Origin of the sequence: Pseudomonas sp. C27(2019), assembly GCF_008807395.1 — a bacterium.
In the GTDB taxonomy this organism is placed as follows: Bacteria; Pseudomonadota; Gammaproteobacteria; order Pseudomonadales; family Pseudomonadaceae; genus Denitrificimonas.
Genome location: NZ_CP043320.1, coordinates 479,081 through 491,757, shown reverse-complemented (window position 1 = coordinate 491,757; position 12,677 = coordinate 479,081). Strand labels below are relative to the sequence as shown.

The following is a 12,677-nucleotide window of genomic DNA, read 5'->3' as shown; positions in this document are numbered from 1 at the left end:
GTTAATAGTTGCTTTAGTTGTCTGCATTGTTTTACCTCTACAAGCCTTTGCAATGACACAAATTAACAGTGTGCGCCTATGGCGTGCACCTGATAACACACGCTTGGTTTTTGACCTCACGGGGCCAGTCGAGCATAGCGTTTTCACCTTAAGCGCACCCGACCGCATCGTTATTGATATCAAACGCACCAAACTGTCGGCAGAAATTCAAGGCTTAGTCGGCGGAAAATCACCGATCACCCAAGTTCGCACCGGCAACCGTGAAGCAGATGAATTACGTATCGTCTTAGAGATAGCAGAACAAGTCACGCCAAAGAGCTTCACTCTGACCCCAAATCAGCAGTACGGCCACCGTCTTGTGGTTGATTTATTCGATAATGAAACAAGTCGCATCACCAATAATCCAGCTGAGCAGCCTGTAACCACAGCTATTATCAATACTCGACAACCCAAACTGTCCAGCCTACCCTCATCCATCAAACGTGACATTGTCATCGCAATTGATGCTGGACATGGTGGTGAAGACCCTGGCGCCATTGGCCCAGGCGGTGTGCGTGAAAAAGATATTGTCTTGAACATCGCCAAAGAGTTACAGCGACAAATCAACTCAGAAAAAGGCTTCCGTGCAGAATTAGTACGCACCGGTGATTATTTTATTCCATTGCGTCGCCGTACCGATATTGCGCGCAAGAAAGGCGCTGACTTGTTTGTTTCCATCCATGCCGACGCTGCACTGAGGACCTCAGCCTTTGGTGCATCAGTGTATGCACTATCGGATAGTGGCGCCACTTCAGAAACCGCTCGCTGGCTGGCTGACAGTGAAAACCGCTCCGACTTAATTGGCGGTGCCGGCAACGTCAAACTCGATGATAAAGACGCCATGCTCGCCGGTGTATTACTCGACCTATCGATGACCGCCTCACTGTCATCGAGCCTCGATGTTGGCCAAAAAGTTCTCAGCAATATGAGTCGCATTACCCCGCTGTTTAAAAAACGCGTCGAACAGGCTGGCTTTATGGTGCTTAAATCACCTGACATGCCTTCAATTCTTATTGAAACTGGCTTTATCAGTAACCCAGGCGAGGCAAAAAAACTGTCTAATCGCTCGCATCAGCAAGCCATAGCCCGCTCAATCCACTCGGGAGTTCGCCAGTTTTTCCAGCAAAACCCACCACCGGGTAGCTATGTCGCTTGGCTGCGTGATTCAGGCAAGCTCGCCCTTGGCCCACGTGAACATGTGGTGCGTTCAGGCGAAAGCGTATCGTTGTTGGCACAGCGTTACCAGATCAGCCCCGCGCAACTGCGCAGCGCCAACAAACTTAAAAGTGATGTACTGAAAATTGGGCAAATACTTACAGTGCCGGCCACAACTTTAGCAGGACAATAATGACTGACGTACGCGCCATTCATCTACTGAGCCCCCGCTTAGCAAACCAAATCGCAGCGGGTGAAGTGGTTGAACGACCCTCATCGGTCGCCAAAGAACTTTTAGAAAACTGCCTTGATGCCGGTGCTACACGTATCGACATTGACGTTGAGCAAGGCGGCGTTAAACGCCTACAAATCCGGGACGACGGCCATGGCATTGCCGCTGACCAGTTGCCGCTAGCCCTGGCACGACATGCCACCAGCAAAATCACCATATTAGAAGACCTCGAAGGTGTGGCCAGTTTAGGTTTTCGCGGCGAAGCACTCGCATCTATTAGCTCAGTATCACGCTTAACCCTGACCTCACGCACCGTCGATGCTGAGCAAGCTTGGCAAGTGGAAGCTGAAGGCCGTGATATGCAACCGCGGGTACAACCTGCTGCGCATCCGGTTGGCACCACTGTTGAGGTCTGTGATTTATTTTTTAACACACCGGCACGACGCAAATTTTTACGTACTGAAAAAACTGAATTTGATCACCTGCAAGACGTGATCAAACGCATGGCGCTGGCACGCTTTGATGTGGGTTTCCATCTACGTCATAACGGCAAGACGATTCTTGCATTGCATCCTGCGCTAGATGATATATCGCGAGCACGGCGCATAGGCGCCGTATGCGGTGATGCGTTTCTCGAACAAGCCATGCCAATCAATGTTGAACGCAATGGCTTGCACCTTTGGGGCTGGGTCGGCTTGCCTACTTTCTCTCGAAGCAAGGCAGACATGCAGCACTTTTATGTCAACGGCCGTGTAGTCAGCGACAGATTGGTTGCCCACGCTGTACGTCAAGCCTACCGTGATGTCATGTACGGCGGTCGTCATCCTGCTTTTGTGCTGTTTCTTGAGCTTGATCCGGCCACCGTTGATGTCAACGTACACCCGACCAAACACGAAGTACGCTTTCGCGAAAACCGCAGCGTGCATGATTTTTTATACAGCTCACTGCACCGCGCCATAGCTGATGTGCGCCCCGACGATAAACTCGAACCTGCTAACGCCTTACACCTGCAGCCACAACCCGTGGTGACAGGCTTAGACGCCGGTGAGTTTGGCCCGCAAGGTCATATTGCGCTGAGCAATACAGCCCCGCCGCAGCCTGTCTTGCAGCCCCACACACAGCCAGCCAGTTTTAATAAAAGCAGTTTCGGGCAAGCACCGCGCCAGCCCACGCAAACACCCGCCAACTATCAAGCGGCGTATCAAGCCTTTGCCAAACCCTTAGACAACTTAGCAGAATCAGCACAGGAAGAAATCCCGCCTTTAGGCTTTGCTATTGCCCAGCTTAAAGGCATTTATATTTTGGCCGAGAACCAACAGGGTTTGGTACTGGTTGATATGCACGCCGCACATGAGCGAGTAATGTACGAACGCCTTAAACTGGCCATGGCCAATGAAGGTTTACGTGGCCAACCGCTTTTAGTCCCGGAAACCCTCAGCCTCAGTGCGCGCGAAGTAGATTGTGCAGAACAATATGCACAGTGGTTTACTCAGTTTGGCTTTGAACTGCAGGGCTTAGGCCCAGAAAGCATAGCCATTCGCCAGATTCCCGCTCTCCTCAAGCAAGCTGACGCAGCAGAGCTGGTGCGTGATGTCTTAACCGACCTAATGGACTATGGCAGCAGTGATCGGATTCAAGCACACACCAATGAGCTGCTGGCAACCATGTCCTGCCACGGTGCAGTACGCGCCAATCGTCGTTTAACGCTGATTGAGATGAATGCCCTACTACGGGATATGGAAGTCACTGAACGTAGCGGACAGTGCAACCACGGTCGGCCTACTTGGACGCAGCTGGGCATGGATGAGCTTGATAAGCTATTCCTACGCGGCCGCTAAGATAATTCCGGCCTAGCGCAGCGACAGCACCCCCATATACTGATTAATTTGACATTGAGTTCCAGCTTTAATAATTAATTATTTCGATAAGTAATCTCAGATTTAACAGACACAAAAAAGCCGATCAAAAGATCGGCTTTTTTGTTAAGACAATTTGATTACTACATACCCAGTTTCGTTTCAAGGTAGTGAATATTCACACCACCTTTACGGAATTCTTTGTCATTGAGTAAATCAACATGCAATGCCACGTTACTTTTAATGCCATCGATAATAATTTCATCTAAAGCATTACGCATCCGTGCCATCGACTCTTCACGTGTTGCACCCCAAGTAATCACTTTACCAATCAGTGAGTCATAGTTAGGTGGCACTGTGTAACCGCTGTACAAGTGCGTATCAACTCGCACGCCATTACCACCTGGCGCATGAAAATGCTTAACCAGACCTGGACTTGGCATAAAGTTATCCGGATCTTCCGCGTTAATCCGACACTCGATCGAATGGCCGGTAAACTTGATATCTTCTTGCTTGATTGACAGCTTATTACCCGCGGCAATGCTGAGCATTTCCTTAACAATATCAATTCCGGTAATCATCTCGGTAATGGGATGCTCAACCTGAACACGAGTATTCATCTCAATAAAGTAAAAACGACCATCTTCATAGAGAAACTCAAACGTACCGGCACCGCGATAACCAATATCATTACAGGCTTTGATACAGCGAGCATAGACACGCTGGCGTGCTTCTTCATCGATATAAGGGGCTGGTGCTTCTTCAATCACTTTCTGGTGACGACGCTGCAACGAACAATCACGATCACCTAAGTGAACGGCATTACCTTGTCCATCAGCCAATACTTGAACCTCAACGTGACGCGGGTTCATCAAGTATTTTTCCAAATACACCATCGGGTTACCAAAGATTTGCGCACCTTCATTACGGGTCAGTTCGGCCGCGCGAATCAAATCTTCTTCTCTATGCACCACGCGCATACCGCGCCCACCACCGCCGCCAGACGCTTTGATGATGACGGGGTAGCCTACTTCGCGAGCAATGGCTAAGGCTTGCTCTGGATCTTCCGGCAAGGCGCCATCAGAACCTGGGACAGTCGGTACGCCAGCAGCTTTCATCGCTTCTTTGGCGGACACTTTATCGCCCATTAAACGAATCACTTCAGCGCTGGGTCCAACAAAGGCAAAGCCTGAGTTTTCGACCTGCTCAGCAAAGTCTGCGTTTTCTGCCAAAAAACCATAGCCTGGGTGAATTGCCGTAGCACCAGTCACTTCAGCTGCAGCAATGATAGCGGGAATATGCAAATAGGACAGCGCACCTGGCGCTGGGCCTATGCATACGGATTCATCTGCTAAAGATAAGTGCATCAACTCACAGTCAGCAGTTGAATGTACCGCCACTGTTTTAATACCTAACTCTTTGCATGCGCGCAAAATGCGTAAAGCAATTTCACCGCGGTTTGCGATCAGGACTTTCTCCAACATTGTAAACTCCTAAGTCGTTAGACAATGGTGAATAGAGGCTGGTCGTACTCAACCGGCTGGCCATTGTCGACCAGGATAGAATCAATCACTCCACCGACTTCTGCTTCAATGTGGTTCATCATCTTCATTGCTTCAACGATGCACAGTACATCGCCTTTTTTCACTGTCTGACCCACGACAACAAAATCCTCAGCGTCTGGAGACCCTGCACGATAGAAGGTGCCCACCATCGGAGAGCGCGCAACTGTTCCGGTGTATTTAGGGCAAGAAGGTGCTTCAGCTTCAACAGCTGCAGCAACGGGCGCAGGTGCTGCAACTTGTGGTTGTGGCGCAGCGGCATACACAGGCTGTTGAGCCACTTGCTTGCTGTGGCGGCTAATACGAACGGATTCTTCGCCTTCGTGGATTTCTAATTCATCGATGCCTGATTCTTCTAGCAGCTCAATGAGTTTTTTAACTTTACGAATATCCATAGACCGTGACTCCAAAATTAAGAGGTTATTATTGAATATGTTCAAGTGCTGCGTCTAAAGCGAAACGGTAACCGCTGGCGCCTAGACCACAAATCACACCCACAGCCACATCAGAGAAGTAGGAGTGATGACGAAATTGTTCTCGTTTATGCACGTTAGAAAGGTGCACTTCGAAGAATGGGATGCTCACAGCAAGCAGCGCGTCACGCAATGCGACACTGGTATGAGTAAAAGCTGCTGGATTGATAATAATGCAGTCGATATTTTCTTCTCGAGCCGCATGAATACGCTCAATCAGCACATGTTCCGCATTGCTTTGTAAATAATAGAGTTGATGACCTGCGCTCTGCGCCTGCTCAAGCAAACTCTGGTTAATCTGCTCAAGCGTTGTTGCCCCATAGATATCGGGCTCGCGCATGCCTAACAAATTTAAATTAGGGCCATGCAAAATTAAAAAAGAAGCCATCCAAAACCCTGACCTTAAAATTCTAAGGATGAATATGCCTATTTTTACAGGCATTGTCAGCAATTGCATGCAAAAAAGCAGATCTTACTGGCTTTAAGTATAAGAAGCCACTACCACTTAGCGAGCTAAATCGAGCTTTATACACCTATTGTTTCTACCCAGCAGCTTAATTTTATCTGGCGTAAATTAAAAATCTGCAAGTAAATAAACGCCATAGGCCGGCTCTTCATAAGGGTGCGCTGCCTTCAATGCAGCAACGACGGGCTTGATATAGGCTGCTGCAACCACCAGCTCAACACGCCACTCTGCAACCCTCTCAAGCTGGCCTTGCTGCCCAATAAACGGCTGGCTACCTGTCATTGGCTGAAACTGCCCTTGCCCCAGTACCTGCCAGCAGCAGTTTTGATAATCACCAATAGCACCTGCGCCTGCAGCGAATACAGCGCCTTTAACTGTTTCGAGATGGCTCTCGGGTACATAAAAAAACAATGTGTACATCGTATAGCCTCATCGTCTTGAGTCGCTGTTACTGAGCATTTGCTTAAAACGGTCTATAATTGACTTAATTTTGTAGCGGAGGATAGTTTTTTGATAGCGCCACGTTTTGCACCACTGGTTTTCTCTATTCTGATGTCAGTGTATATGGTGACAGCGATGACTTTTGTGATCACATGGGTGAACACTGGAATGGATCATGGCTTTTTACTGCGTTGGCTGCGCTCTTTTTATATCGCGTTTCCGATTGCTTTCACTTTGACATGGCTGGGCGCACCCTATTTACAAAAGCTTGTAGCCAAAAATATCAAAACAACAACATAAAATTAATGCTTGTAACGCCAGCGCATACGCACACTCAGTAGCGCATGCGCTGGGCTACAACTTAGCACTTACGCAAAATAACACTACCGATTGAATAGCCTGCACCGAACGAGCTCAATACACCAATTGCGCCAGCAGGCAGGTCATCCTGATGCAAATGCAGCGCAATCACAGAACCCGCAGAGCTGGTGTTGGCATAGGTGTCTAAAATAACCGGCGCTTCAGCTGCTGTCGCGTCGCGACCCAACAGCTTGCGAGTAATCAACAGGTTCATATTCAGGTTGGCTTGATGCAACCAGAAGCGCTGAACATCTTGCACATCGATGCCGTTACTGTCTAAATGCTCCGCAATTAAGCTGGCAACTTTTGGGCACACCTCGCGAAACACCTTACGGCCTTCTTGTACAAACAACTTATCATCAGCACCAATGCCGTCTTCGGCGCAGCGGTTCAAGAAACCAAAGTTATTACGAATACTATTCGAGAACTGGGTAAAGAGCTTAGTGCTAACCACTTCAAACTGGTGCTTGGACACTGCATGCTCTGCATCTTCTAAAATAACGGCAGTGCAGGCATCACCAAAAATAAAATGGCTGTCACGCTCAGTAAAATTGAGATGCCCCGTGCAAATTTCAGGGTTTACCATCAAAATAGCGCGGGCTTGACCTGCTTGAATAGCATTGCTCGCTGCTTGAATGCCGAAGGTCGCTGAAGAGCAGGCAACGTTCATATCATAAGCAAAACCTTCAATGCCTAAAGCAGCTTGAACTTCAATGGCAACAGCAGGATAGGCACGCTGCAAGTTTGAACACGCGACAATTACACCATCAATGTCAGCAGCAGTGCGGCCAGCGCGCTGTAATGCTTCTTGCGCGGCAACCATCGCCATTTCACAGAGTATGCCCCACTCATCATCAGAGCGCTCAGCAATGCTCGGGACCATGCGTTGCGGATCTAAAATACCGGCTTTATCAATCACAAAGCGACTTTTAATGCCCGAAGCTTTTTCAATAAAGGCTGAACTCGACTCAGGCTTGGCTTCGATTGCACCACTGGCAATCTCTGCCGCGTGCTCAGTATTATACTGCTGTGACCACGCATTAAATGCCTCAACCAACTCATCATTGGAAATGCTTTGGGCAGGTGTATATAGGCCTGTACCACTGATTACAACTTTCTTCACGGTAAATCCTCTACATAAGCCGCGCAACATGCGGCTGTGTTGACGCTGCCCAACACCTGCAGGCAACACTTATTCAGTTAAAATACAGTATAGGCCAGCCTATCTGCGCTTGAATACCTCTAGCGACTTAACGAGCGTGGCCTAGACTAAAATATGCTGGCGTTGACTAATCAATAGTGACAACACGTAACTCTTTAGGCATTGAAAACGTAACATTTTCCGGCCGCCCTTCTAGCTCTTCAACCACTTGTGCGCCCCAGCTTTGCAAGCGTTCAATCACGCCCTGTACCAGCACTTCCGGAGCAGAGGCGCCAGCCGTCACGCCAATCACAGAGTCAGCTGCAAACCAGTCGGCCTGCAAATCTTCAGCACCATCGACCAAATATGCTGGTGTACCCATGCGATCAGACAGCTCACGCAAGCGGTTGGAGTTGGAACTATTGGGACTGCCGACAACAAGCACAACATCGCACGCACCAGCTAATTGTTTAACTGCATCTTGGCGGTTCTGCGTGGCATAGCAAATATCATCTTTACGCGGGCCACTGATGGCAGGGAAACGTGTTTTTAAAGCATCAATCACACGACTGGTATCATCCATCGATAAGGTGGTTTGCGTAACAAAAGCCAAACTGTCTGGCTCTTTAACTTGCAAAGTCTCCACATCAGCTTCATTTTCCACGAGATAGATATGTCCACCATGGCGTTCATCATATTGCCCCATGGTGCCTTCCACTTCAGGATGGCCGGCGTGGCCGATCAGAACACATTCGCGACCATCATTGCTATAACGCACCACTTCCAAGTGCACTTTAGTCACTAAAGGACAGGTTGCATCAAAGACTTTCAAGCCGCGTCGCTCAGCTTCGTCACGCACCGCCTTAGAGACACCGTGCGCACTAAAGATAACGATATTATCGTCCGGCACTTGGTGTAACTCTTCGACAAACACAGCACCACGTGCGCGTAAGTCTTCCACCACAAACTTGTTATGCACCACTTCATGGCGCACATAAATGGGCGGCTGAAAAACCTCTAACGCACGGTTCACAATTTCAATCGCACGATCAACACCGGCACAAAAGCCGCGCGGATTTGCTAGTTTAATGCGCATCAATACCGCCTCATTCTTTTACAAAGCGCTGTTTAGCACCTTAACAATTTCAACATCAAAAGTGATGACTTTGCCAGCCAAAGGATGATTAAAGTCCACTGTTACATTTTTATCATCAAAGGCCTTAACCACACCGGGCATTTCACCACCGGCGGCATCTTTAAAAATAACCAGAACACCATGATCGAGCTCCATACTGTCGAACTGACTGCGCGGCATCACCTGCACATTCTGCTCGTTTGGCGTGCCAAAACCTTGTTCGGGTAGGATTTCAAAACTGCGTTTATCGCCGTCTTTAAGCCCAAACAAGACGCGCTCAAAGCCCGGCAACAAGCTGCCATCCCCCACTTTAAAGGTGGCTGGGTCTTTTTCGAAGTTACTATCAACCACGTCACCATTATCAAACTTCAAAGCAAAATGCAGGGTCACCGTGCTGTTTTGCCCAATCCGCTGCTCACTCATTATTCTGCGCTCCAGTTGCACTGCTGTTTTCTGGTTTATTGCCACGAAACATGTCTAACGCCAACATTACCGCGCCGACTGTTATTGCACTGTCGGCAATGTTAAAGGCTGGAAAGTACCACTGGGTTTTCCAGTGCACTAAAATAAAATCAACCACATAACCCAACACCACACGGTCATAGAGGTTACCAATCGCACCGCCCAGCACCAAGGCTAAAGCAATAGCGAGCCAGGTTTCATTGGCTTTGAGGCGTTTGAGCCAGACCACCAGCACCACGCTGACTGCGAGCGCAATAACGGCAAAAAACCAACGCTGCCAGCCTGCTTCATTGGCTAAAAAGCTAAAGGCTGCGCCGCGGTTGTAGGCCAGCGTCCAGCTGAACATGTCAGGGATCACCTGCATTTGCTCATACAGATTAAAGTTGGCGACAAACCAGTGCTTGCTGATCTGATCAGCAGCGATCACCAACACGCTCAACCACAGCCAGGTCAATTTTCCAAAGCGCGCAGCCATTAGTCTGTGCCCCTACAGCGTACAAATAGGTTATGCATAGTGACGCACTTCACCTTCACCATCTAAGTTATCCGCACAGCGCGCACAGACGTCTGGGTGCGCTTCGACTGAGCCAACATCAGCGCGATGGTGCCAGCAACGGGCACACTTAGGCTCTGCAGATTTACTAATGTGTAATTTCAATCCTTCCAACTCAGTGCTCACCGCGTCCTCTGGTGCCTGCGCTAATTCAGCTATTTGCGCCGTTGAGGTAATCAAAACAAAGCGCAACTCATCACCCAAGCGGCTGAGTTTTTCAGCTAAGCCTGAGTCAACATACAGCGTGACTTGCGCCTGTAAGTTACCACCGATGACTTTTGCATTACGTTGGTTTTCCAACTCTTTGTTCACCGCAACTTTGACCGCCATCAGCTCAGTCCAGTAATCACTGCTTAAGGCGCTGTCAGCCGGTAAGCGTGATAAACCTTCGTACCACGTGTTGAAAATCACTGACTCGTTGCGCTCACCTGGTAGGTGCTGCCAAATTTCATCAGCAGTAAACACCAAGATCGGCGCAACCCAACGCACCAGCGCTTCAGCAATGTGGTACAGCGCGGTCTGGCACGAACGACGTGGCAAGCTGTCGGCACCGGTGGTGTATTGACGGTCTTTGATGATATCCAGATAAAAACTACCCAATTCCTGCACGCAGAAGTTGTGCACTTTTTGATAGACATTATGGAAGCGGTATTCACTGTAGGCTTGGGTTACGTCGTCCTGCAGACGGGCCGCAGCGTCAACCACCCAGCGGTCCAGCTCAATCATTTGCTCAGCAGGCACACAGTCAGTAGCTGGATCAAAGCCATCTAAGTTCGACAGTAAGAAGCGTGCGGTATTACGGATACGACGATAGGCATCAGCACTGCGCTGCAAAATGGTGTCAGATACGGCCATTTCACTGGAATAGTCGGCCGATGAAGCCCACAGACGCAAAATATCCGCACCTAAGCTATTGGTGACCGTTTGCGGCGCCACCACGTTGCCCAATGACTTGGACATCTTGCGCCCCTTCTCATCCACGGTAAAGCCGTGGGTGAGCAAACCGCGGTACGGCGCGTGGCCATCAATCGCACAGCCGGTGAGCAAGGATGAATGGAACCAGCCGCGGTGCTGATCTGAGCCTTCTAAGTACAAGTCAGCACGCGGGCCTTCACTGTGCCCTAATGGGTGCGAGCCACGGAGCACATGCCAATGCGTGGTCCCTGAATCAAACCAAACATCCAAAGTGTCGGTCACTTTATCGTAATCAGCCGCTTCTGCGCCGAGCAGCTCAGCTGGATCAAGCTTAAACCACGCTTCGATACCCTCTTTCTCAATGCGCTGTGCGACCTCTTCCACCAACTCGACTGTGCGCGGGTGCAGCTCTCCGGTAGCCTTATGCAAGAAAAATGGAATCGGCACACCCCAGTTACGCTGACGCGAGATACACCAGTCTGGACGACCCGCAATCATGCCGTGCAGACGCGCCTTACCCCAGGCTGGAGTAAAATGTGTTTCTTCAATCGCCTGCAAAGCGCGCTCACGTAGCGGCTTACCTTGCTCAGGTTGCTTATCCATACCGACAAACCACTGTGCCGTGGCACGGTAAATCAGCGGAGTTTTATGGCGCCAGCAATGCATGTAGCTGTGTTCAATCGGCTCATACTTAAGCAGCGCGCCGACTTCTTCCAGCTTGACCACGATGTTGGCATTGGCCTTCCAGATAAATTGACCGCCAAAAAACGGCAGGTCATCCACATAAACACCGTTGCTTTGCACAGGACTGATAATGTCATCATTGCTCATGCCGTAACGTTTGCAGGTATAGAAGTCATCCTCACCATAGGCTGGCGCTGAGTGCACAATACCGGTACCGGCATCCAGCTCAACATAGTCAGCCAAATAGACTGGCGCAACACGCTCATAGAACGGATGGTTAAACTCTAAATGCTCCAGCGCATCACCATTGCAACGAGCAATAATCTCGCCTTCCAGCTCATAACGCGCCAAGCAGTCGGCCACCAGGGTCTCGGCCAGCAGCAGGATTTTATCACCGACATCCACCAACGCATAAATCGCTTCAGGGTGTACGTTGAGCGCTTGGTTGCCAGGAATGGTCCAAGGCGTGGTGGTCCAAATCACGATCTGTACGTTTTTAGTGATCTCTGGCAACGCAAATGCCTGCGCCAGCTTAACCAGGTCAGTGCTATTAAAGCCGACATCAATGGCTTCTGAGCGCTTGTCTTGGTACTCAACTTCCGCTTCCGCCAAGGCTGAGCCGCAATCAAAGCACCAGTTCACCGGTTTAAGGCCTTTAAAGACAAAACCGCCTTCCACCATTTTTGCTAAGGCTCGTACTTCACCGGCTTCATTGGCAAAATCCATAGTTTTATACGGATTATCCCAATCGCCCACGACACCTAGGCGAATAAATTCAGCTTTCTGACCGGTAATTTGCTCTTCGGCATAGGCGCGGCATAATTCACGCACCTTATCAGCAGGCAGGTTTTTACCGTGTTTGATTTCAACTCTATGTTCAATCGGCAAGCCATGACAGTCCCAACCTGGCACATAGGGTGCATCAAAACCAGCTAAGGTTTTGCTGCGTATAATCATATCTTTAATGACTTTATTCACCGCATGACCGATATGAATACTGCCGTTGGCGTAGGGAGGACCATCGTGCAGAATAAAACGCGGCCGACCTTCACCAATCTGACGCATTTTCTGATACAAGTTAATGCTATCCCAGTGCGCCAGTATCTGCGGTTCACGGGTGGGAAGGCCTGCTCTCATCGGAAATGCCGTGTTCGGCAGGTTAAGCGTCATTTTATAATCGGTCATGTTGATTCCAGGTCACTC

At 49.5% G+C, this 12,677-nt stretch carries 12 protein-coding genes; 3 read left to right on the top strand and 9 right to left on the bottom strand.

Features of this window, described 5'->3' with window-relative positions; all coding sequences use genetic code 11:
• The first annotated feature begins 25 nt into the window (after window positions 1–25).
• Both FXF61_RS02345 and mutL read left to right on the top strand, forming a co-directional pair.
• A complete protein-coding gene (locus FXF61_RS02345) occupies window positions 26–1,387 on the top strand; it encodes an N-acetylmuramoyl-L-alanine amidase (protein WP_371921497.1) in 1,362 nt (453 codons plus the stop codon).
• Window positions 1,387–3,264 (top strand): DNA mismatch repair endonuclease MutL, encoded by a 1,878-nt coding sequence (mutL, locus tag FXF61_RS02340; protein ID WP_151183759.1) that lies wholly within the window; start codon window positions 1,387–1,389, stop codon window positions 3,262–3,264. Before FXF61_RS02345 ends, mutL begins: the two co-directional genes overlap by 1 nt.
• A gap of 161 nt (window positions 3,265–3,425) precedes the next feature.
• Here the strand turns inward: mutL and accC are convergent, their stop codons facing one another.
• The 4 genes from accC to FXF61_RS02320 all read right to left on the bottom strand — a co-directional run bounded on the left by accC (window position 3,426) and on the right by FXF61_RS02320 (window position 6,203).
• Window positions 3,426–4,766 (bottom strand): acetyl-CoA carboxylase biotin carboxylase subunit, encoded by a 1,341-nt coding sequence (gene accC / locus FXF61_RS02335; RefSeq protein WP_151183758.1) that lies wholly within the window; start codon window positions 4,764–4,766, stop codon window positions 3,426–3,428.
• A gap of 17 nt (window positions 4,767–4,783) precedes the next feature.
• A complete protein-coding gene (gene accB / locus FXF61_RS02330) occupies window positions 4,784–5,239 on the bottom strand; it encodes an acetyl-CoA carboxylase biotin carboxyl carrier protein (RefSeq protein WP_151183757.1) in 456 nt (151 codons plus the stop codon).
• A 28-nt stretch (window positions 5,240–5,267) separates the two neighbouring features.
• Window positions 5,268–5,705 carry a type II 3-dehydroquinate dehydratase gene (gene aroQ, locus FXF61_RS02325; protein ID WP_151183756.1) on the bottom strand — a complete coding sequence of 146 codons (438 nt, stop codon included), beginning with the start codon at window positions 5,703–5,705 and terminating at the stop codon, window positions 5,268–5,270.
• Between the two features lie 186 nt (window positions 5,706–5,891).
• On the bottom strand, window positions 5,892–6,203 hold the full coding sequence (locus FXF61_RS02320; protein WP_151183755.1) for an NGG1p interacting factor NIF3: 312 nt from the start codon (window positions 6,201–6,203) through the stop codon (window positions 5,892–5,894).
• Window positions 6,204–6,335: 132 nt separating this feature from the next.
• Here FXF61_RS02320 and FXF61_RS15255 point away from each other — a divergent pair, with 132 nt between their 5' ends.
• Entirely contained in the window at window positions 6,336–6,524 is a 189-nt protein-coding gene (locus FXF61_RS15255; RefSeq protein WP_151185977.1) for a DUF2798 domain-containing protein, read from the top strand.
• Window positions 6,525–6,585: 61 nt separating this feature from the next.
• Here FXF61_RS15255 and FXF61_RS02310 read toward each other — a convergent pair whose 3' ends face one another.
• The 5 genes from FXF61_RS02310 to ileS all read right to left on the bottom strand — a co-directional run bounded on the left by FXF61_RS02310 (window position 6,586) and on the right by ileS (window position 12,659).
• Complete coding sequence (locus tag FXF61_RS02310) at window positions 6,586–7,707, bottom strand: beta-ketoacyl-ACP synthase III (RefSeq protein ID WP_151183754.1); 1,122 nt, start codon at window positions 7,705–7,707, stop codon at window positions 6,586–6,588.
• A 166-nt stretch (window positions 7,708–7,873) separates the two neighbouring features.
• Complete coding sequence (ispH, locus tag FXF61_RS02305; RefSeq protein ID WP_151183753.1) at window positions 7,874–8,821, bottom strand: 4-hydroxy-3-methylbut-2-enyl diphosphate reductase; 948 nt, start codon at window positions 8,819–8,821, stop codon at window positions 7,874–7,876.
• An 18-nt stretch (window positions 8,822–8,839) separates the two neighbouring features.
• Window positions 8,840–9,283 (bottom strand): FKBP-type peptidyl-prolyl cis-trans isomerase, encoded by a 444-nt coding sequence (fkpB, locus tag FXF61_RS02300; RefSeq protein ID WP_151183752.1) that lies wholly within the window; start codon window positions 9,281–9,283, stop codon window positions 8,840–8,842.
• Entirely contained in the window at window positions 9,276–9,797 is a 522-nt protein-coding gene (gene lspA, locus FXF61_RS02295; protein ID WP_151183751.1) for a signal peptidase II, read from the bottom strand. Before lspA ends, fkpB begins: the two co-directional genes overlap by 8 nt.
• 30 nt (window positions 9,798–9,827) lie before the next feature.
• A complete protein-coding gene (ileS, locus tag FXF61_RS02290; RefSeq protein ID WP_151183750.1) occupies window positions 9,828–12,659 on the bottom strand; it encodes an isoleucine--tRNA ligase in 2,832 nt (943 codons plus the stop codon).
• Window positions 12,660–12,677 lie beyond the last annotated feature (18 nt).